The organism is Stenotrophomonas sp. 96582_Sma (genome assembly GCF_056480905.1).
Map to the genome: position 1 here is coordinate 1610512 of NZ_CM151122.1, position 18390 is coordinate 1628901.

Below are 18390 nucleotides of genomic sequence, written 5' to 3' on the forward strand. Positions count from 1 at the left end.
ATGAAGTTGACCCTGCCCACCTGGCTGACCTTGTTGCGGATCGTGATGATCCCGGTGCTGGTGCTGGTGTTCTACCTGCCCTACACCTGGACCAACTTCGCTTCGGCGGCGATCTTCGGCCTGGCCGCGATCACCGACTGGCTCGATGGCTGGATCGCACGCCGTTACCAGCTGGAATCGGCCTTCGGCGCCTTCCTCGACCCGGTCGCGGACAAGCTGATGGTGGCGGTGGCGCTGTTCCTGATCGTGCAGGGTCACCCGACGCCGTGGATGGCGTTCTGGGCGGCAGTCATCGTCGGCCGTGAAATTGCGGTATCGGCGCTGCGCGAATGGATGGCCGAGCTGGGCCAGCGCGCCAAGGTGCGCGTGGCGATGATCGGCAAGGTCAAGACCACCGCGCAGATGGTCGCGCTGCTCTGCCTGCTGTATTCGGTGGCACCGAACGTGCCGGTGGAAGACATCTGGATGGGCTGGCCGGTGTTCCACATCGGTGACTGGACCCTGGCCATTGCTGCCGTGCTGACCCTGTGGTCGGGCCTGCAATACCTGCACGCCGCTTGGCCGAGCCTGCGCGATGACGAGCGCGCGGCGCGCGAGCGTGCGCGGCAGAAGAAGCTGGGCAACTGAGCCCCGGGGTCGGATCCCTTTCCGCAGGAAAGGGCTCTGACCCCATCGGTGCGTTTATCCACGCATGGCGTGGATCTACTCGACACGCTGGACGGATCTACGGTGATGCCCCATCCACGCATGGCGTGGATCAACTGGAAATGCCGCATCCACGGATGATGCGGATCCATCGGTTTGCGGGGATGCCATAGTAGATCCACGCCATGCGTGGATACGCAATGCAAGGTGCCTCGCAGACCCTAAAAAAGCGCTTGACGCCATCCTTGGAATAGGTAAAATTTCGCCTCCCAAGCGGGAATAGCTCAGTTGGTAGAGCGCAACCTTGCCAAGGTTGAGGTCGCGAGTTCGAGTCTCGTTTCCCGCTCCAGATTCAAGAAAAACGCTCCCGAAAGGGGGCGTTTTTCGTTTGCGTCCAACGCGCTTCATTGCCACTTCACCGTCGCCCCATCGCCCCACCACATGAAGGTTGGATGCTGCATCCTTCGTTCCAAGGGTGACGCCGCGATGCCTCATCAATCCTCCGCCTACGATCACGACGTGGTCATCGTCGGTGCCAGTTTCGCCGGTGCCGCCTGCGCGCTGGCCGCTGCCCAATACGGCCTGCGCGTCTGCGTGCTGGAGCGCAAGGCAGATCCCGGCGAACGCCTGCACACCACCGGCATCGTGGTGAAGGAAGCGATGGAGCAGACCTGGCTGGGGCGCATGCCCGAATACCTGGTGCAACGCGTTGCCAATGTGCGGCTGTATGCGCCGAACCTGCGCAGCGTGTTGTTGGCCGCGCCGGGCTATTACTTCCTCACCACCGATACGCCGAACCTGATGCGCTGGCTAGCCAGCGAGCTGCGCGCGAACGGTGTCGACCTTCGCCTGCAGCAGTCCTTCACCGACGCCCATCGCAGTGGTGACGGCTGGCAGGTGGAAGGGGCAGGGCGCTGCGCCTACCTGGTCGGCGCCGATGGCGCGCGCTCACGCGTTGCCCAGCGCACCGGCCTCGGCCAGGTGCGTGACAACCTCTACGGCGTCGAACGTGAGTTCGCCGGCCTCCAGTTGCCGCAGGGTGACGCACTCCATTGCTTCGTCAGCAAGCGCTTTGCACCGGGCTACATCGGCTGGGTCGCGCAGAATCCAACCGGCCTGCAGGTGGGATTGGCGCTGCGCCATGACCCGAATCAGGTACGCCCGCCTGATATTGATGGCTTCCTTGAGCACGTGCGCGATGTGGTCGGCATTCCGCCTTCGGCGCGCCCCTCGGCTACCCGTGCCGGCCTGGTGCCTTGCGGCCGGCCGGATGGGCCGATCACTGGCCAACGGCTGATCCTGACCGGCGACGCGGCGGGCATCGTCTCGCCATTGTCCGCCGGGGGCATCCACTCCTCGTGGCGGCACGGCTGGGCGGTCGGCGAGGCGATTGCCCGTCATCTGCGTGGCCAGGGGCCGGAAGCGGAACGGGTGGCGCGGCAGGTGGCGCCGGCATTCCATGGCAAGCGCCTGCTGCGCTGGGCGATGGATCATCTGCAGGCCGACTGGCCGCTCAACGCACTGCTGCACACGGCGACCACGCGGCGCATCGCTGAGCAGGTCTACTTCCATCGCCGTGGCCTGCGAACCTGAGGTATCGGTCCTGGGGGCCTGAACGCCGCCCCACAATGCACGCGAAAATTCCTGTTGACGCCGTGCAGCAATATCGACACAATAGCGCTCCTTCGACGCAGGTCGAACGGAATCTGCGGGAATAGCTCAGTTGGTAGAGCGCAACCTTGCCAAGGTTGAGGTCGCGAGTTCGAGTCTCGTTTCCCGCTCCAGATTCAAGAAGAACGCTCCCGCAAGGGGGCGTTTTTCGTTTGTCACACCGGTTGCACCACCGCCGCGCTAGCGTGCCTTGCCGGGCAGGGCGCTGCACCAGGTCCGGGCATCCTGCCGGTGGAAACCGGGGCAGCGGTTGTCCTGCGGGATGTAGACGTAGGGAGCGTCATCTTCGTAGGTGAAGTGGTAGTAGTAGGTCCGGTCCTTTCCGTACAGCCAGTAGTTCGACGAGCCCTGGTTGATGGCATATGGCTCGAACGTGAAGATCGAAGATTCACGGGGGATGAAGTTGCTGCGCTCCATCAGTAGCAGCACGGCGTTCGAGACCAGTGGGGTGGTCAGGACGAGCACGATCACACCGACAGTCGCTGTCGTGATCGAGCCAATCAGCAGCCAGCGGCGGGGGTGTTTCACGGTCGGGCAGCATCGAAGCAAGACAATGCCGCAATGTGCAATACGCTGTGAAAGTCGTCCAGTGTTCCGTGTCGAGAACGCATTGAAAGCGTAGTGAAAGACTGGGTCGGCGTTGCCTGAACCGCACGCGTGCTGTGACCTTTTTCGGACGATTTCTCCATGTTCGCTCCACAATCGCACGGTAGCCTTCATGCTCCTTCTACACGTTGGCGGGCTGGTGGTCAGGCGTATCACTTCAGTGGCAGTGCCCAAGGCCGGGCACGGACTCTCCCTGCATGCAGTGCTGCGCCCTGGTGCGTTGTTGGCAAGCCTGGCCTTGGCCGGTTGCATGTCGGTGCCTGTTCCGGACCTGCCTGACCGCACGCCCAGCACCTGGACCCAGGTGCCGCAGGGCCAGGGCGTGGCAGTGGATGCCAGACAGTGGTGGAAAGTGCTGTCCGACCCGGCACTGGATGGCCTGGTCGATCAGGCCATCGCCGGCAACCTCGACCTGCAGCAGGCCACGCTGCGCCTGCAGGCCGTTCGGATCGTCGCCGGCACTTCCGACTCGCGTTTCCTGCCGGAAATCTCGGCCAGCGCCAAGCAGGTGCAGGACGCCGCCGCCGTCGATACCTACTTCCATGCCGGCATCGAAGCGATCTGGGACCTGGGCCTGTTCGGTGCCGCCGAGAGCGCGCAGTTGAGCGCGCAGGCTTCGGCCGGCAATGCCGAGGCGCTGCGCAATGCCGCGCAGGTGGCGGTGATTGCCGACGTGGTGCGCAGCTATCTGGACCTGACCGTTGCACAGGCCCAGCAGGACCTGCTGGCCCGCCAGCAATCGGTGGATGACCGCGGCGAGCACCTGGCCCTGGTCCGCCAGCGCCTGCGCCTGGATGAGCCGGGCGAACTTGATCGCCTGCGTGCACGCCAGGCCGCCACCCACGCCGCCATCGCACAAGCCCGGGAAAACGCCGACAACGCCGCCCGTGCGCTGGCATTGTTACTGGGCCGTGATGGCCCGGATCCGGCTTGGCGCGCCTATCGCTCGCCGCCGAAGCTGGGCACGTTCTCGCTGCAGCAGGTACCGGCCGATCTGCTGCGCCGCCGCCCGCAGATTCTGCTGGCCGAATCTGAAGTGATGCAGGCCGCGGCGAGCAAGGGCTCCGCACGTGCCGCGATGTATCCGCGGGTCAGTCTTGGTGGCTCGATCCTGTACGCCTACAACCTCACCCAGAACGCCCGCTCCAACTCCGATTCCAGTCCGTCGATCGGCCCGTACGCCGATATCCCGCTGTGGGATTGGGGCCAGCGCCGCGCGCGCTTCAATGCCGATGAAAAGCAGCTGGATGCTGCACTGCTCGGTTACCGCAAGGCGGTACTGGAAGGCGTGAGCGAAGTGGAGGGCGCGCTGGGCAGCCTGGCGCGCCAGGACAGCAGCATTCAGTCGCTGCGTGCGGCCAATGATGCCGCCGGCCAGCAGGTCAAGCGCCAAGCGCGGCAGGTGCAGCTGGGCCTGTCCAGCGAGTTCGATGGACTGGATACGCAGCGTGCCGCGCTCGCCTCGCAGGCTGATCTGATCGGTGCGCAGGGCGCACGCGTGCTCGCGTTTGCTTCGCTGTACCGAGCGCTTGGCGGTGCACCGCTGCCGGCTGAGGGTGAGGGCGAACAGCAATGATCGCGCTGGCCCGCAAGACCCTGGCCTATGAGTGGCGCCGGTTTCTGCCGGTAGTGCTGGCGATGTGCTTTGCCGGCGTGCTGCTGATCGTGCAGGCGGCGCTGGTGCTGGGTATCTTCGGTACCGCCGCGATCTACGTGAAGGCATCGTCGGCTGATATCTGGGCCGGTTTCCCCGGCACCCAGAGCGTGAACTACGGCCATGCAATCAGTGCGGATGTGGAAAGCCACCTGCGCATGGATCCGGATGTCACCCGCGTCGAACCCTACGAATGGGTCGATGGCGAATGGCGTTCCAGCGCGCAGGGTACCGGCAACGTGTCGGTGTACCTGTCCGGCATCTCCACCCAAGGCGACGCGATGATGTTCGCGCGCATCCTGCCCGCCGACCTGCGCGCGCAGCTGCGCGAGCCGGGCGCGGTGATCGTCGACAGCGCCGATCTGGATACGCTGGGCGTGGACCTGCAGAACAACCGTGCCTGGATCAACGGCAAGGCAGTGCGTGTGGTTGCCGCACAACCGGGCCTGCGTGGCCTCGGTGGCGTCAACGTGCTGGCCTCGCTGGATACCGCGCGCGCCATCGCCGGTACCGAACCGCATGAAGGCAGTACCTATTTCGTGGCGGGCCTGCGCTCGCCGGACCTGGCCAGCGGCGTACGTGATCGTCTGGCCGCGTCGATGGGGCACGCCACGCCTGTCGAGTTCTGGACCGCACCGGAGTTCGCCAGCCGCTCGCAGCAGTACTGGCTGTTCGATACCGGTGCCGGCATCGCAGTGTTGTTCATGGCCGTCATCGTCTGCTTTGTTGGCGCGGTGATCACCAACCAGTCGTTTGCTTCGGTGGTGGCCGGTTCGGTGCGCGAGTACGCCACGCTCAATGCACTCGGTGCCGGTCGCTATGCGCTGGCGCGGGTGGTGTTCGAACAGGCACTGTTGATCGGCGGCGTGGGCATGTTGTTGGCGGCGGCCTTCAGTACGGTGGTGCTGTTGATCGCGCAGAGCCAGCGCGTACCGGTGCAGCTGACGCCGATGGTGATCATCGGCTGCGTGGCACTGGTCGCGGTGATGGCCATGCTCTCCAGCATCATGGCGGTACGCAGTGTCGTCCGCTCCGATCCATCGTTGCTGCTGCGTTGAGGACCGGTCGATGACTTCTACACGCGCCGTCGCCCCGACCCTGCAGGCCGACGCACTGGAAAAGGGTTTCATGTCCGGCGATGTGCAGGTGCCGGTGCTGCGCGGCCTGTCACTGGACATCTACCCCGGCGAACTGACCCTGGTATCGGGCCCGTCCGGCTGTGGCAAGAGCACGCTGTTGTCGCTGCTGTCCGGCCTGTCCGCGCCCGATGGCGGCCGCGTGCACGCACTCGGCCAGGATGTGGGCCACATGACGCGCAGTGAGGTGGAGCGCTTCCGCCTGCACCATGTCGGCTTTGTGTTCCAGGGCTTCAATCTGTTCCCGGCGCTGACTGCACTGGAACAGGTGCAGCTGCCGCTGGGCTATCGCGGCATGAGCAATCGCGAAAGCGAACCGCTGGCGCGCAAGGCATTGGACGAGGTCGGCCTGACCCATCGCAGCCACATGCGTCCGGCGCAGCTGTCCGGCGGTGAGAAGCAGCGTGTGGCCGTCGCCCGCGCCTTCGCCAAGTCGCCGACGCTGATCTTCGCCGACGAACCGACCAGTGCGCTGGATGCCGAGAATGGCCAGCGCGTGATCGACATCCTGCATCGCTACGCACGTGCGCATGGCGCCACCGTGCTGTGCGTGAGCCACGATCCGCGCCTGATCCGGCATGCCGATCGGGTGATCGCCATGGAAGACGGCATGGTCCGTGATGACCGCCGCCAGAACGAAACTGTAGAGTCCGCCCCATGACCAAGACGTCGCACCTGCTTCCCCTCAGCCTGGCCCTGTCCGCGGCATTGCTGCTCGGCGCCTGTTCCAAAGAGGCGCCCGCCCAGGCATCCGCCGGTAAGGCCAGCACTGCTGCCGCCGCCAAGGTTGCGGTCGCGCGCGGCATCATCGACGTCGAGGGCGGTTTGATCGCGCTGGCACCGCCGGTGGATGGCTCGATCACTGCCGCGCCGGTGAAGGAGGGCGCCACGGTGAAGAAGGGACAGCTGCTGCTGTCGCTGGATGGCGCCCTGCTGCAGCAGGAGGTGGCGATGGCCACTGCCGATCTCGCTTTGGCCAATGACCGCCTGAAGGGCAGCCAGGCGCAGCTGCGCGAACTGGAGCGCAATGCGACTCGCCTGTCCACCGGCGCCAGCGAAGGCGTGTCGTCCAACCAGCAGGCCGATGCAGCCAAGCAGCAACTGGCCGGTGTGCGCGCCGATGTCGACGTGGCTGGTGCGCAGGTCGACATGGCCCAGCACAAGCTGGAGCACGCCAGACTGAAACTGCAGCAGATGTCGCTGAGCGCACCGGAGGCCGGCACCGTGGTCGGCCAGGTGCCGGGACTCGGTGCATTCGTGCAGGGTGGCAAGCCAGCGATCTCGCTGCTGCCGGCACGCCCGCTGCAGGTGCGTGCCGAACTCAGTGCTGCCTACGCCGATGCCGTGCAGGTGGGCATGAAGGCCACCGTGGTGCCGGACAGCGATGGCGCCGAGAACACCGGCTCACTGCCACCCGCGCGCGTGGTGCGCATCAGTCCGGTGTTCGCGCAGGCACGCTTGCCCGAAGACGCGGGGCGCGGCGTGGCCAAGGTGGTGGAGTGTGTGCTGGAGTTCGACGGCGAGGCCAAGGCGCGCTTCGGCCAGCATGTGCGGGTGGAGTTCCGGAAGTAGGCGCTGGCCTCAGTTCCCGAGCCAGCGTCGCAGGCGAGGCCAGAGTGAGGCCGGCACAACCACGAGCAGTGCCAGCAGCAGGATGGTGCTCATGCCGAGCAGCCAGTTCGAGTGGACGTCGCGCACGGGGGATTGATGCATGGCAGCCAAGCCCCATAGGACGTTCCACCCCAGCCATGGAATGAGGCTGATCAGGATCCGCAGCCACAGGCGGCGGAACCGCCATGGCTGCACAGCCAGGCCCAGCGCTGTCATTTCCACGAGGACGATCAGCGCGAACGTGATCACCGAGCCGATGGGATAGGGCAGTGTCCCGGACTCGGTGTGACGCAGTTGCCAGTAGTCTGGCTTGAAGCCGGCATGGATGAGCGCGGCAACCAGCAGTAGCCAGATGAGTGATGCCAGCAGCCAGAAGGAAGGGGGAGCACGGAATGCGATGGGCAGGGGCACGATGCAGGCGTTCGTCGCTGGCGGATCCTCAACCTTCCTGCATCGGCCTGCCGCAATCCATGCAAGAGATCCGAAAATGAAGCGGTGAAGCCCTCGGGTCCAGCGCCTTAAGGAACCGCAGTCGGGGTATTCTTCCTGCCGGAAATGCGTCCCAGGACACTGACCAGCGACACCACGCACAGCGCCAGCAGCAGTCCCACGTCCAACAGCAGCAACCACAGCAGGTGCATTCCCTGCACCGGTGGTTGGTGCATCGCCGACAGCAGCCATGGTACCGACCACGCCAGCAGCAGCACGAAGGCAATCAACAGGCGCAGCCACAGTCGCTTCAGTTTCCATGGCCGCACGATCAAGGCGGCCATGACCAGTTCAACCGTGCCCAGCAACGCGAACACGATGACAGTGCTGGTCGGGTAGGGCAGCTCGGCGCCTTCCAGGCGGTGCAGCAACCAGTAGTCCGGGGTGAAGCCGGCATTGACCAGCGCGACGATCAGCGCCAGCCAGGTCAGCGCGACCAGCAACCAGAACAGGCGGACGTAGCGTCTAGGCATCGGCGGTGTCCATGGCGGCGGGGAGGCGGTTGCGTGATGCATACCATGCGGAGATGACGATTGCGGCCAGTGCCAGCAGGCCGGGCCCGGCGGTGAAGTACAGCAGGCGCAGCGGATGGTTGTGCATCAGCGTCCAGCTGGCGAACGCCAAAGGAATCGTCAGGACCAGCAGCTTGGCAAACAGTGGCCGCAGCACCGCGATCAGCGGCTGGGCGCCAATGAACATCCAGAACAGATAAAACTGGGCGATGCCCAGGCCGATGTCGCGATGGGAGGTGAAGCCGAAATGGTCGCGATACCAGTTCATTCCCAGCGGAATCAATGCCCAGTACAGCAGCGCTACCAGCAGATGCAGCGCCAGGGCGATCAACAGGGGCTTGCCGCGAAGGAACATAGGCGCACGGGGCTGGGCGGGGCAGCGTACCCCAGTGCGGACGCCCGTGACCGCATGATGTGAAGACTGTTGACGGCGTGAAGGAATTTGGACACAATAGCGCTCCTTCGACGCAGGTCGAACGGAATCTGCGGGAATAGCTCAGTTGGTAGAGCGCAACCTTGCCAAGGTTGAGGTCGCGAGTTCGAGTCTCGTTTCCCGCTCCAGATTCTACAGGGCCCCGGTAGGGGCCTTGTTTTTCTCCCGCCACGGCAAGGCGGGGCACGTTGGGCCACAAGGCTTTACGCGCAGTCAGAAAAGTGAAATCGCTGGTGTGTGTTCCGGATTTCCGGTACCATGGCGGCTTACGCGGGAATAGCTCAGTTGGTAGAGCGCAACCTTGCCAAGGTTGAGGTCGCGAGTTCGAGTCTCGTTTCCCGCTCCATGTTCCGACAGGCCCCATCATGGGGTTTTGTCTTGTCAGGGCTCCGTTCCTGGCGCGCAGTACGTTGGCCTCATGGCAGAGTGGCTATGCACCGGATTGCAAATCCGTTTACAGCGGTTCGATTCCGCTTGAGGCCTCCAAATAAACCCCTGATTCGTCAGGGGTTTTTCTTTGCCTGGCGTTTGGCGGTGTTGGCCAGAATCCCCTGATTCGGCCCTGAAATCATCGGTCTGCCACCCATTTCCGGGTGGCAAACTCGCGTTAACATGCGCCGAGTGCGTTTACGTGAGTTTGAGTAGGGATGGCGACCAAGCGACGCCGGGGCGACTCCTGGCAGTACACGATCAAGCGGGCGGGGCTGCTGCCCCACGGGAGAGCTGGCCGGGAAGGCAGTTACCTGCAAGGTGCGAAAGGGCGGTGAGGCGGGGCAGCTCTTCGCGCAGCAGGTAAGTAGCCCCTTGATCAACGTCGCTGCTGCCGCAGCTGAGAGGGGGCGCAACATCCTCTGCGATCGCGGTGAGCGGGCGGTGGTGGACCTGACCGTGCCGCTGTTCCCGAGGCCGCTGAAGGCGGGGGAGATCGGGGTGATCTTGCCGCTCGACCTGGTGCAGGTGCTGAGTTCTGAAGGAACTTGGCACGGCCAATGCGAGTCGATTCGTATTGAGGTCGTCGTGGATCAACAGGCTGTCGTGATCGAGCAGACGGCGACTCTGGAGAGGCATTTCACCGATGCGGACTGATCTGTGGAATCAATTTGGCGAACTCGTCAGCGGACGGCCGCGATTGTTGGCAACGGTCACTGCACACAATGCAGATGGCACCAGTAGCCTGACAACCTATGACGGCGCGCAGATGCGCGCCTTCGGTCAGCTGCAGCAGCCTATCCCGTACAACGTTTGGGTCAGTGGTGGCCGACTGCTGGAGGCCGCGCCCAATCTCCCGTTGGTAGAAGTAGTCGTCTAACGAAACAGGGCGCTGCCCAGATGCCGGCAAGCATCCAGGCAGCGCCGCAACAGAGGTGATCTCAGCACCTGGCATTGGCCGTGACCCCGTCGCCCTCGCGAGAGCGGCGGGATTGTTGTCAGGGCCAAGCGCAACGGAAAGAGATCAGAAGGTTTCTACTCTACAGCGCTGAGGGAGCCTCTACCCGTAGCACACCGCTGTGGTATGCATCCCTCCATCGACGTGTTCACAGTTCGGGCATCACTTATCAGACACGCTACTTGCGCTGTGTGTGTGCCTTCGAAGGGGGAGCTGTATGGCTCAGTCACCGACGTTGTACATCTTCCATCATCGACGGAAAGCGTTGCTTTCATGTCTCCTGCGACGACACTCTTAAAAGCAACAGCGCCAGCGGATGTGAAATTGCTTCCGACAGGATAGTACCCGTCAGGGGCAACGGCATACAGATAGTCCGAGCTCCTTGCGGAGATTGGGGCATTGCTCGAAGAAGGAGCATCTGCTTTGCTGTTTGTGCAGGACCAACTCCACACTGCCTCTCCGGAAATTGTAGTTGCCCCCCTTGAGGGAACAGAATCCTTCGCTTCACACAGGGCTTGATGATAGATCTTGGTTGCTTGACTTTGGTCGTCAAATCGGTAGACCAGTCCTCCTTTTCCATCTCTAAACAGACGTTGCTCGACCATCACTTTTCCCCCGCTGAAATCGGACGATGGGATGGTTCGAACGATCCATGTCTTTCCATCTGAAGATTCAAGTTGACGCTCATGAATCGCAGATTTCTCATTGGAAATGTGATTTGCGCTTGCCAGTCCAGGCGTTGCGGCCATAAAAATGGCTAGAGCGATCGCGGATTTCCCAAGCGGCTTCGAAGACTTTTTACAGTGTCCATACTTTTCCTCTGGTCGATTTGGCGTATCAGCCAAGCTATCTACGCTACTGGCTAGTGACCTCTTGGACTCAACTGCCGAGACAGTCGATATGGAGGGCACCGGTTACACCATATGCGATGCAGGGCTCGCTTGCGCGAAATCGCTTGTATTTTGTGAAATCGATTCGTATTTATGTTCCTCGGGCTGACCGTAATCTTCACTAGGTCATGCCTCTATTCATGGTTTCAATTTCATGGCGATATTGGGACACGGTCGGTTGGGAGAGCTCTGCCTAGCGCCTGTATGGACAGCCCGACCCAACAGGGCGAAGTTGCCCGATGGTGCCGGGCGGGTGGGGCGGGCATTCTGACTCTGCTGGATACGGGGCCGCAGGCAGCTCAACCCGTAGCCGAGGCCGGAGCGAAGGAGGTGGAGCGGATCAGGGCAGCGCTGGAGCCCCGTAAGCCTCCGGCCGAAACGAAACCCCGTCCGAGAGATGCGCGTAAGGCATGGGTGAGGGCAGGACTGCGCGATCTACGTGGTTGGTGAGCGAAGAGGGTTCCCGAATACACGGGAGCTGCCCATTGCGAGACTAGGGGCTGTTCGCAGGTCTCCTGAATTGAACTCAATCTAAGCTGTTGACTACAATGCACAGTACGCCAGCCTTCTAAGCCGATCGACCTTCGACTATTCTCTTGCCTGTTCATCTTTTAGAGAGGGGCGGCAAATGGATTTCCCTGGCGAAAAGTTGCTCATTCATTTTTTGGATATGGTAGAGCGTAATGCGCTTTCGCCCTTCGTTGGTCCGTGGAAGGCCAAGCGCGACGGATTCGCTGCGATGGAAGTTCAGCGCGCTCAGATGTTGATGATTGCGCAGGCAGAGAGTGACATTTCTCGCATTAAAAGTGGTGAGCTGATCTTCTCGCAGGGAGAGGCGGATGCAGGTCTGCCAAAGTTAGTTCAAGCTCATTTGGCCTCAGATGAAGCTCAGGTTTCCAAGGCTCCAATTTTCGACGTGCTCAGCGCGCAAAGCGCAGGTGCTTTTACTAATAGTGCGATTCACACCCTGCGCAGAGAAGTAAATATTGCAAAGGCGGTTGCTCGCGCAGGTGGTGTTCTGCTGGAGGGCGAAGGTGTAGCGCCTGAGCAGGACCCCGATCCCGACTGGCTAGAACGCTGGCGCGAAAATGCGGGGGGCGTGTCAGCGGAGAAAATGCAAGAGCTTTGGGCTCAGGTTTTGGCGCGCGAAGTGCGGGCGCCAGGTTCGCTGTCTCTGAAGGCGTTGGATCTGCTAAGAAACCTCGACGGCAATGATGCGGCGCTGATTGAGAAGCTGGCTTCCTTCGCAATTGACCGTACGATAGTGCATAGAGGCTCAGGCGCCGATATCAAAGACTGGCTGAATTTTGGAGACGCGGTAGCACTCCAGGAGCTGGGAATCCTCGCGGGTGTTGAGTCTTTGGGAATGTCGTTGTCACTGCAATCGGAGTCAAGTACTGAATTCGTAGCTGGGCTTCGAGTGGGGCGGTGGGGGTTTGGGGTCAGAGGGAGCGATCCGAGTGCCGTTGTTAGATTGGATGGGTACAAGGTGACTAACGTAGGGCAGGAGATTTTGCTGCTTGTGGATGTCGAGCCCGACCGTGCATATCTAGAGGGCGTCGCTGCTTCCATCAAAGCTCATGGCCTTACCGTCGAACTTGGAATAGTCGTTCCTATTGAGGGCGGAAGCGGCTTCCGTCTGGAAGGGGCGGTGCGGCTCTAGTGGCCCACCGCACCTTGGCGGCAGGATAGCTCAGAGCATTGGCCTCCGTAAAACTGGCAGCAAGTTATTGAAATTTTCGGCCGAACTGCGCGGCTCTCCGTAAATTAACTTGCTATAAGTGATTGATTGCTAATAAAAAAACTTGCGGACTTTTTAATCTACTGCTCGAGCTCTCTGCACTCTTTTTGGATCACGGAAGAGCACAGCTTCTGCATGTAACTAAAGTGAGCCTTTTCCTCGGTGGAAAGTAGACTTTTTCCTGCATGAACGATTCTGGATCGAATGTCGTATCCCTTCTTAAATCCGGATGTGATGTTCTCGCGATCTCTACTGTTTCTTCCAAGAAGGTAAGCGCAACGGTTCGCCATCAATTGGCTGAGTCCTGTTTCGCGCCCTTGCTTTTCATCTCCCAGTAAAATTTCGAGCGCAATGCACACTTGGACAAAACGCACCTGATCGTTAGATCCACAGTGACTGTCGAAGTACCATCGCGCAGCGTTGCGCAGGCGCTCATCCGCGCGATCCATAACCTTTCCCAGCGTGCCTAAGAGTGCCAGGGTTCGGACGGCGGTTTCTCCGGGTGTCGGCGCGAGTCTGTGGATTATCTTGCCCATCTCCTTTTCCTGCGCTGGATCGAACGCGATACTCCAACTGTGTTGTTCTTCGGAACTATCAGTTCGATACATTTCAACTCTGTATGAAGGGGGGCGCTTGGTGGTAAATCGCCAAGGGTCGTGAGAAAAAATACCGAGGGACAGTCCAATGCCATACATAGAAAGTACTGAGGCGATCACTTGGTTTGCGCCGAGGGAGTCGCGACGTTGAGGCACATATCCTTCCACGGCCATTCGTAGATAGAGGGCTGGTTCGTCGACTGAACCGCTGTAGCTGCGTCCGAGGAGTGCAGTGGCGAGCGAAGCTACGCCTTCGTTGACTGGCGCTCTTGGCACGAGGTTGCTCGGCACTAACGCTACCTTTGACGTCAGCTCAAGCCCGTTTTCCCCGACCAGTACTGGATCGATCTCACCTGGAATCCTAACGTAAGCGGTGTACTGCCACGGTAAAGCCTCTAAGCTTCGGATCAGTTCCTCTGCCCATTCAGCAGGCGCATCGGCTCCAAGAACGTCGCAGAAATCTGTGGGTGGCTGGTCAAAACGCCATGGCCCAATATGTCGCTGATGGACTTCGTTGACGACGAAGTCGGACACGTGCAAGTCACCGATGTAACGCCTGAGCTGCTGATCAGTTGGTGAGCCGACGGACACGAGCTTGTGCAGGGAAAAAAAATCGGTCTCGATGCTGAGCGAAGCGCCAGATACGATACTGGATGCCCGCAACCCCGCAGCGATTCGAGTGGTGAGGGTGGCGCGCAGCGTTCGGGGCAGAGCAATGGGCATTGGTTCGGTTCAATTAGAGGTTCAAACAAGTCTAGCTTTGCCAAGGTCAGTTACGTCAGGTGGCAATTTGGGTGTCGTTTTTCCTAAGTGCTTGAATTTAAGAGGCCTTGCACGGATTGCAAATCCGTTTACAGCGGTTCGATTCCGCTTGAGGCCTCCAATTGAAAAGCCCTGACTCCGGTCAGGGCTTTTTGTTTGTCTGGATACCGGCACGTGCCCGGATCGATATCCGCTACAGCCTGGCCAGCGCCTGCACCGTGGCCAGGGTCAGTGGCTGGGGCAGCGCATCCAGCGCGAACCAGCCCAGCCCTGTCTGCACACCCGGCTCCTGGATGGAAGCCTCGGCACCGGCAGGTGCCCGAGCCTCGAAGATCGGCGCGACCCAGTGCTGCGCAAGTGTCGGCTCGAAATGATCGGCCACGCACAGCAGGCGCAGCAGCGTCACTTCCAACGCCGTCTCCTCGCGAGTTTCGCGGACCACGGCAGCCTCCACCGTTTCCATCCAGTCGACTTTGCCGCCGGGCAGGCCCCAGTGCCCGCGCTCCGGATCGCGTCCGCGCTGGATCAGCAGGATGCGGCCGTCGGCATCACGGACGACGGCGCCGCATCCAACGCGGGGAATCTGCAGTTCAGTCATGGCGGAGAGTGAAGAAGGAGCCGTCTTCATTCTTGCATGCACGCCGTATCAGGCGAACCCGCGCTAGGCTGGGCACCTGTGCATCAGCAACCTCACAGGTGTGTCGCATGCTTCTCCGGCAACTCGGCGCTGACGACGCCGATATTCTCTGGCAAGCACGGTTGCAGGCCCTTCGCGAGTCGCCTGCGGCGTTCCTGTCCACGCTGGCCGAGGCGCAGGATGACTCGGCGGACGTGATGCGCGCCCAGCTTGCCGATCCCGGCACGCGCTACTTCGGCACGTTCGTGGGCGGCATGCTGGTGGGTTTCCTGCGTTACGTACGCCCGGTGCGGTTGGCGCGGCGGCATACGGCGGAAGTGCACAGTGTCCATGTGGATACTGGCTATCGAGGCCAGGGTATCGCCCGTCAACTTCTTCTTGCCGCGTTCGCGGCTGCGCGCGCGGAAGGCATTGAATCGCTCACTCTCACGGTGCTGGCGGACAACGCCGCCGCGCGCGCGCTGTATGAATCGCTGGGTTTCACCGAATCCGGCGTCGAGCCGCGCGCGGTGAAGCGCGACGGCCGCTATGTGGACATGGTGTCGTACTGGATTTCAGTGACCAGCCACCCACCATCGCCGGCACCTTGAATCACCCGCTCTACGCCGGATCGTGGACCGGCGTCTGCGCGCGGAAGTTGCGCCCGACTGGTTCACCCACGCTCAGGTAGTGGCGGAACAGATAGATCAACGGTTTCCAGTGGGCGACATCGATGTGCTGGGTGCCAGCCACGGTGATCGCTTCGTGCGCATGCACGCAACGGATCCGTCCTTCGACGATCACGAAGCCCTGGCTGTCATCCTCGGCGGGCGGGTGCATCGCCATCACGCTGACTTCCACCTGCAGCGGGCACTCGGCAATCGCCTCTGGCGCGACGTGCGTCGAGGCGACCGCACTGAAGCCCCCCAGCGCGAACTTGTCACGCACATGCACGTAGCCCATCGCCTGTTTGGCATTGGGCACCGGGTCGCAGCCTGTCACGCGCGCGATGGCCTCGACCTGTGCGGCCTGCGCGGAGGATGGGAAGTTCAGTACGCACTCGTTGCGCAGCTGGAGGTTGCGATAGCCCTGACCCTGCACGCCGAGGCCCAGCACTACCCGGTTGCCCAGGGCCCAGAACGAAGACAACGGACTGATGTTGCTGCTGCCGTCGTCGTTCAGCGTGGTCATCAGCAACACAGGCGTGCCCGGGTACAGGACCGAAGGGGTGATGCGGCGGCGGGGAATCGGAGCGGTTTTCACGGCAGGCCTTGCGCTATCGGGGTGGCCACTGTGCCTTGGCAGCGGGTGCCGACGCTTCGGCCTGCATCGAATTGTCGGCCCGCAACGGCGTGCCACAATGCGGGCATGGTCCACACCTCCGGTTCCCTTGTCAGCGTCGGTGCCCTGGTTGGCGACCAGGCGCGCGCATCCATGCTGCTGCAGTTGATGGATGGGCGTGCGTATACCGCGACGGAGCTGGCACGCGTGGCTGGGGTAACACCGCAGACGGCGAGCACGCATCTGCGCAGGCTGGTCGAGGGCGACCTGCTGGTCGCTGTCGCGCAGGGGCGCCATCGCTATCACCGGCTGGCCTCGCACGAAGTCGCCGACATGCTGGAGGGCATCCTGCGCGTTGCGGACCGCACGCCGTCCTGCACCGCTGAGGCATCACGCAGCATGCCGGCGTTGCGCCAGGCGCGTTCCTGCTACCGGCATCTGGCCGGTGTGCATGCGGTGGCGATCACCGACCGCTTGTTGCAGGCAGGGCACCTGGTCCCGCACCAGGCGCATTGGCAAGTGAGTGTGGAGGGCGCAGCGTTCCTGCAGGAGCTCGGCCAGCCGCTGGCTGAGCTGCTGCGGCTTCCCGTGACGGTCAAGCCTGCGCGCTACTGCCGAGGATGCCTGGACTGCACCGAGCGGCGCCCGCATCTGGCCGGGCTGGTCGGCGAGGCGATGCTGGACAGCTTCGTGAAGAACGATTGGCTTCGGCGGGTTGAGGGTCGACGCGAACTGCGCCTGACGCAGCCGGGGCGCGAAGCGCTGTGGACGCGGTTCGGCCTGGCGACATAAGGGCCCCTCCAGTCTCATTCGCCCACGACATGGCAAGGCGCTATGGTCGAGTTCCAAGTCTTAGGGAGCTGCAATGGCGAGCAAGGACATGAACGATCGCGGCACGCTGGCGGTATGCCGGCAATGAGCAAATCTTCTGTGGAAGTACGTTGGCTGACGTTCCGCCTGATGAACGGCCAGTCGATCGGACCGGATCGACTGAAGGATGGATGGGTGATTGCTTCGGAGACCCGCCACTGTGGCGTGCGGCGTGAAGCCATCGAAGGCGCGGGCGTGGTCTACGCGCTGTATGCACCGGCCAACCTGGCCTCACCGCGGCGCGCGGAGATGCGCATGCGCGAATTCCTGATGAGCTCCGGCTACACCTTCACCATGGGTACGCTGGGCGGCTGACGCCGCCCTTTGGGGTCACGGGCGTACGGTCAGTGCCTGGCCGAGCATGCCGATTGGACCGCGCGCATCGTGCAGCACGGTGCTGGTCAAGCCGAGACCCTGGTGGCCAAACGACACCGACGTGTCGAAGCCCAGCCACTCGCCTTCGGGCATGCCGAACAGGTGCGCGGTCAGATCGAGGTTGGGGAAGGCGACCTCCTTCGGATCGGCGCGCACGGCCATGCCATTGGACAGATCGAACAGGGTGGCGGCACGGGCCAGCGGACTGACCGGCTCGCCGTCCAGCAGCGCGTGCTTCGCGCGCGCCCAGTAGGTGGCACGGCCGGGCCCCTGATCATGTCGGCGGATCTCCACGCTCTTGATGAAACCGCCTGGCCAGACCGTACCTGGGTCCCACGCGGGCATTGATTCCGGCGGAGCAATGCCGGTGATCGGCGTGCCGGCGATGGCCTGCGTATCGTTCGGGCGCATCAGCCATGCACGCACGCGCAGCGCGGGGCGATCGTCATGGCGCAGCGTGGCTTCGACCAGTTCGATGGTGCGACCACCGCGCAGCACCTGTACGTCGGCCTCCATCGCTTCGATCGGAATGGTGCCGAGGATGTCGTAGGACAGGCGCGCGATCAGAAAACCGTGCCCACGCGCTGCGGCGTCGCGTTCCAGGTGGTGCGCCAGCAGCCCGATCGCAGGTGCGATGTGTTGTTCGCGGATGTTCCAGGCGCCGCTCGTGTGTTCGGTCGGCAGGTAGCGGGTGTCGCTCAGTCGTTCGAAGAAGGCCATCGTATGCGTTGTGTCAGCAGGGAGGGGAGGCGGCAGATGCTGCGCGGGTTCCTGCATCGTAAGCGTTTGGCAGCGTGGCCGGCTGAGCCGGCTCCCGCAGGAGCCGGCCGGATGCCGGTCAGGAGGACTGGCAATCCATTTCGCGGCACATCTTGTACTGGGCCAGGCATTCTGCGGGTGTCTTGGCCAGTGGGCCTGAAGTTGCGCGCAGACAATATTCGTACTGCTGGCTGCAGAATTCACAGGGGCCTGCGGCGAAGGCCAGCCCGGTCACGGCCATGCCAAGGAACATCACGGTCTTCAAGGTCGTCTTGATCATCACGTCAGTCCTTTGTGTGCCCGTCAATGGGCCCGGCCACCATAGCAGTCCTTATGGCGCGCCCCTGATGCGCTGC

Annotated in this window: 20 protein-coding genes and 5 tRNA genes; 16 read left to right on the plus strand and 9 right to left on the minus strand. The window is 62.5% G+C overall.

Features of this window, described 5'->3' with window-relative positions:
- From pgsA to ACZK2R_RS07480, 4 genes are all read left to right on the plus strand, one after another.
- Positions 1–627: a CDP-diacylglycerol--glycerol-3-phosphate 3-phosphatidyltransferase gene (pgsA, locus tag ACZK2R_RS07465; RefSeq protein ID WP_012510614.1), complete on the plus strand. Its 627-nt coding sequence runs from the start codon at positions 1–3 to the stop codon at positions 625–627.
- Between the two features lie 291 nt (positions 628–918).
- Positions 919–994, plus strand: a tRNA-Gly gene (locus ACZK2R_RS07470).
- 137 nt (positions 995–1131) lie between these two features.
- Positions 1132–2238, plus strand: a complete 1107-nt coding sequence (locus ACZK2R_RS07475; protein ID WP_180837476.1) for an NAD(P)/FAD-dependent oxidoreductase — start codon at positions 1132–1134, stop codon at positions 2236–2238.
- Positions 2239–2353: 115 nt separating this feature from the next.
- A tRNA-Gly gene (locus ACZK2R_RS07480) sits at positions 2354–2429 on the plus strand.
- Positions 2430–2496: 67 nt separating this feature from the next.
- Here the strand turns inward: ACZK2R_RS07480 and ACZK2R_RS07485 are convergent.
- Positions 2497–2844, minus strand: a complete 348-nt coding sequence (locus tag ACZK2R_RS07485) for a hypothetical protein (RefSeq protein WP_253143281.1) — start codon at positions 2842–2844, stop codon at positions 2497–2499.
- A 190-nt stretch (positions 2845–3034) separates the two neighbouring features.
- On the opposite strand from ACZK2R_RS07485, the gene ACZK2R_RS07490 reads away from it, so the two are divergent.
- From ACZK2R_RS07490 to ACZK2R_RS07505, 4 genes are read left to right on the plus strand one after another with little or no spacing between them, the layout of a single operon-like run.
- Positions 3035–4498: an efflux transporter outer membrane subunit gene (locus ACZK2R_RS07490; RefSeq protein WP_478487925.1), complete on the plus strand. Its 1464-nt coding sequence runs from the start codon at positions 3035–3037 to the stop codon at positions 4496–4498.
- Entirely contained in the window at positions 4495–5634 is a 1140-nt protein-coding gene (locus ACZK2R_RS07495; protein WP_100434389.1) for an ABC transporter permease, read from the plus strand. Before ACZK2R_RS07490 ends, ACZK2R_RS07495 begins: the two co-directional genes overlap by 4 nt.
- Before the next feature lie 10 nt (positions 5635–5644).
- On the plus strand, positions 5645–6373 hold the full coding sequence (locus ACZK2R_RS07500; protein WP_012510619.1) for an ABC transporter ATP-binding protein: 729 nt from the start codon (positions 5645–5647) through the stop codon (positions 6371–6373).
- A complete protein-coding gene (locus ACZK2R_RS07505) occupies positions 6370–7284 on the plus strand; it encodes an HlyD family secretion protein (protein WP_180837478.1) in 915 nt (304 codons plus the stop codon). Before ACZK2R_RS07500 ends, ACZK2R_RS07505 begins: the two co-directional genes overlap by 4 nt.
- A gap of 9 nt (positions 7285–7293) precedes the next feature.
- On the opposite strand, the gene ACZK2R_RS07510 is transcribed toward ACZK2R_RS07505, so the two are convergent.
- From ACZK2R_RS07510 to ACZK2R_RS07520, 3 genes are all read right to left on the minus strand, one after another.
- Positions 7294–7734, minus strand: a complete 441-nt coding sequence (locus ACZK2R_RS07510) for a hypothetical protein (protein WP_253143278.1) — start codon at positions 7732–7734, stop codon at positions 7294–7296.
- A 107-nt stretch (positions 7735–7841) separates the two neighbouring features.
- Complete coding sequence (locus ACZK2R_RS07515; RefSeq protein ID WP_253143277.1) at positions 7842–8285, minus strand: hypothetical protein; 444 nt, start codon at positions 8283–8285, stop codon at positions 7842–7844.
- The gene (locus ACZK2R_RS07520; RefSeq protein ID WP_180837480.1) at positions 8278–8679 is read right to left on the minus strand and encodes a hypothetical protein; all 402 of its coding nucleotides are present in this window, start codon (positions 8677–8679) and stop codon (positions 8278–8280) included. Before ACZK2R_RS07520 ends, ACZK2R_RS07515 begins: the two co-directional genes overlap by 8 nt.
- 130 nt (positions 8680–8809) lie before the next feature.
- Here ACZK2R_RS07520 and ACZK2R_RS07525 point away from each other — a divergent pair.
- The 5 genes from ACZK2R_RS07525 to ACZK2R_RS07545 all read left to right on the plus strand — a co-directional run bounded on the left by ACZK2R_RS07525 (position 8810) and on the right by ACZK2R_RS07545 (position 12697).
- Positions 8810–8885, plus strand: a tRNA-Gly gene (locus tag ACZK2R_RS07525).
- Positions 8886–9027: 142 nt separating this feature from the next.
- Positions 9028–9103, plus strand: a tRNA-Gly gene (locus ACZK2R_RS07530).
- A 66-nt stretch (positions 9104–9169) separates the two neighbouring features.
- Positions 9170–9243, plus strand: a tRNA-Cys gene (locus ACZK2R_RS07535).
- 318 nt (positions 9244–9561) lie between these two features.
- Positions 9562–9843 carry a hypothetical protein gene (locus ACZK2R_RS07540; RefSeq protein WP_258015754.1) on the plus strand — a complete coding sequence of 94 codons (282 nt, stop codon included), beginning with the start codon at positions 9562–9564 and terminating at the stop codon, positions 9841–9843.
- Between the two features lie 1819 nt (positions 9844–11662).
- Complete coding sequence (locus ACZK2R_RS07545) at positions 11663–12697, plus strand: DUF2806 domain-containing protein (protein WP_346485035.1); 1035 nt, start codon at positions 11663–11665, stop codon at positions 12695–12697.
- 158 nt (positions 12698–12855) lie between these two features.
- On the opposite strand, the gene ACZK2R_RS07550 is transcribed toward ACZK2R_RS07545, so the two are convergent.
- Both ACZK2R_RS07550 and ACZK2R_RS07555 read right to left on the minus strand, forming a co-directional pair.
- On the minus strand, positions 12856–14094 hold the full coding sequence (locus tag ACZK2R_RS07550; protein ID WP_180837482.1) for a HEPN domain-containing protein: 1239 nt from the start codon (positions 14092–14094) through the stop codon (positions 12856–12858).
- Positions 14095–14326: 232 nt separating this feature from the next.
- Entirely contained in the window at positions 14327–14731 is a 405-nt protein-coding gene (locus ACZK2R_RS07555; protein WP_180837483.1) for an NUDIX hydrolase, read from the minus strand.
- Between the two features lie 107 nt (positions 14732–14838).
- Here ACZK2R_RS07555 and ACZK2R_RS07560 point away from each other — a divergent pair, with 107 nt between their 5' ends.
- Positions 14839–15360 (plus strand): GNAT family N-acetyltransferase, encoded by a 522-nt coding sequence (locus tag ACZK2R_RS07560; protein WP_180837484.1) that lies wholly within the window; start codon positions 14839–14841, stop codon positions 15358–15360.
- Between the two features lie 10 nt (positions 15361–15370).
- Here the strand turns inward: ACZK2R_RS07560 and ACZK2R_RS07565 are convergent, their stop codons facing one another.
- Positions 15371–16012 carry a flavin reductase gene (locus ACZK2R_RS07565; RefSeq protein ID WP_180837485.1) on the minus strand — a complete coding sequence of 214 codons (642 nt, stop codon included), beginning with the start codon at positions 16010–16012 and terminating at the stop codon, positions 15371–15373.
- 105 nt (positions 16013–16117) lie between these two features.
- Here ACZK2R_RS07565 and ACZK2R_RS07570 point away from each other — a divergent pair, with 105 nt between their 5' ends.
- Complete coding sequence (locus tag ACZK2R_RS07570) at positions 16118–16822, plus strand: ArsR/SmtB family transcription factor (protein ID WP_049399948.1); 705 nt, start codon at positions 16118–16120, stop codon at positions 16820–16822.
- Between the two features lie 123 nt (positions 16823–16945).
- Positions 16946–17215: a hypothetical protein gene (locus ACZK2R_RS07575; protein WP_032128923.1), complete on the plus strand. Its 270-nt coding sequence runs from the start codon at positions 16946–16948 to the stop codon at positions 17213–17215.
- A gap of 15 nt (positions 17216–17230) precedes the next feature.
- Here the strand turns inward: ACZK2R_RS07575 and ACZK2R_RS07580 are convergent, their stop codons facing one another.
- Together ACZK2R_RS07580 and ACZK2R_RS07585 are read right to left on the minus strand one after the other, a co-directional pair.
- The gene (locus ACZK2R_RS07580; protein ID WP_180837486.1) at positions 17231–17995 is read right to left on the minus strand and encodes a thioesterase family protein; all 765 of its coding nucleotides are present in this window, start codon (positions 17993–17995) and stop codon (positions 17231–17233) included.
- A 118-nt stretch (positions 17996–18113) separates the two neighbouring features.
- Positions 18114–18314, minus strand: coding sequence for a hypothetical protein (locus ACZK2R_RS07585; RefSeq protein WP_032128925.1), 201 nt, complete (start codon positions 18312–18314; stop codon positions 18114–18116).
- Positions 18315–18390 lie beyond the last annotated feature (76 nt).

What these genes read in the sequence shown, in the direction of transcription:
- pgsA (WP_012510614.1), top strand. Translation starts at nt 1, where the DNA reads ATGAAGTTGACCCTGCCCACCTGGCTGACCTTGTTGCGGATCGTGATG.
- ACZK2R_RS07475 (WP_180837476.1), top strand. Translation starts at nt 1,132, where the DNA reads ATGCCTCATCAATCCTCCGCCTACGATCACGACGTGGTCATCGTCGGT.
- ACZK2R_RS07490 (WP_478487925.1), top strand. Translation starts at nt 3,035, where the DNA reads ATGCTCCTTCTACACGTTGGCGGGCTGGTGGTCAGGCGTATCACTTCA.
- ACZK2R_RS07495 (WP_100434389.1), top strand. Translation starts at nt 4,495, where the DNA reads ATGATCGCGCTGGCCCGCAAGACCCTGGCCTATGAGTGGCGCCGGTTT.
- ACZK2R_RS07500 (WP_012510619.1), top strand. Translation starts at nt 5,645, where the DNA reads ATGACTTCTACACGCGCCGTCGCCCCGACCCTGCAGGCCGACGCACTG.
- ACZK2R_RS07505 (WP_180837478.1), top strand. Translation starts at nt 6,370, where the DNA reads ATGACCAAGACGTCGCACCTGCTTCCCCTCAGCCTGGCCCTGTCCGCG.
- ACZK2R_RS07515 (WP_253143277.1), bottom strand. Translation starts at nt 8,285, where the DNA reads ATGCCTAGACGCTACGTCCGCCTGTTCTGGTTGCTGGTCGCGCTGACC.
- ACZK2R_RS07520 (WP_180837480.1), bottom strand. Translation starts at nt 8,679, where the DNA reads ATGTTCCTTCGCGGCAAGCCCCTGTTGATCGCCCTGGCGCTGCATCTG.
- ACZK2R_RS07545 (WP_346485035.1), top strand. Translation starts at nt 11,663, where the DNA reads ATGGATTTCCCTGGCGAAAAGTTGCTCATTCATTTTTTGGATATGGTA.
- ACZK2R_RS07550 (WP_180837482.1), bottom strand. Translation starts at nt 14,094, where the DNA reads ATGCCCATTGCTCTGCCCCGAACGCTGCGCGCCACCCTCACCACTCGA.
- ACZK2R_RS07555 (WP_180837483.1), bottom strand. Translation starts at nt 14,731, where the DNA reads ATGACTGAACTGCAGATTCCCCGCGTTGGATGCGGCGCCGTCGTCCGT.
- ACZK2R_RS07560 (WP_180837484.1), top strand. Translation starts at nt 14,839, where the DNA reads ATGCTTCTCCGGCAACTCGGCGCTGACGACGCCGATATTCTCTGGCAA.
- ACZK2R_RS07570 (WP_049399948.1), top strand. Translation starts at nt 16,118, where the DNA reads ATGGTCCACACCTCCGGTTCCCTTGTCAGCGTCGGTGCCCTGGTTGGC.
- ACZK2R_RS07575 (WP_032128923.1), top strand. Translation starts at nt 16,946, where the DNA reads ATGAGCAAATCTTCTGTGGAAGTACGTTGGCTGACGTTCCGCCTGATG.
- ACZK2R_RS07580 (WP_180837486.1), bottom strand. Translation starts at nt 17,995, where the DNA reads ATGGCCTTCTTCGAACGACTGAGCGACACCCGCTACCTGCCGACCGAA.
- ACZK2R_RS07585 (WP_032128925.1), bottom strand. Translation starts at nt 18,314, where the DNA reads ATGATCAAGACGACCTTGAAGACCGTGATGTTCCTTGGCATGGCCGTG.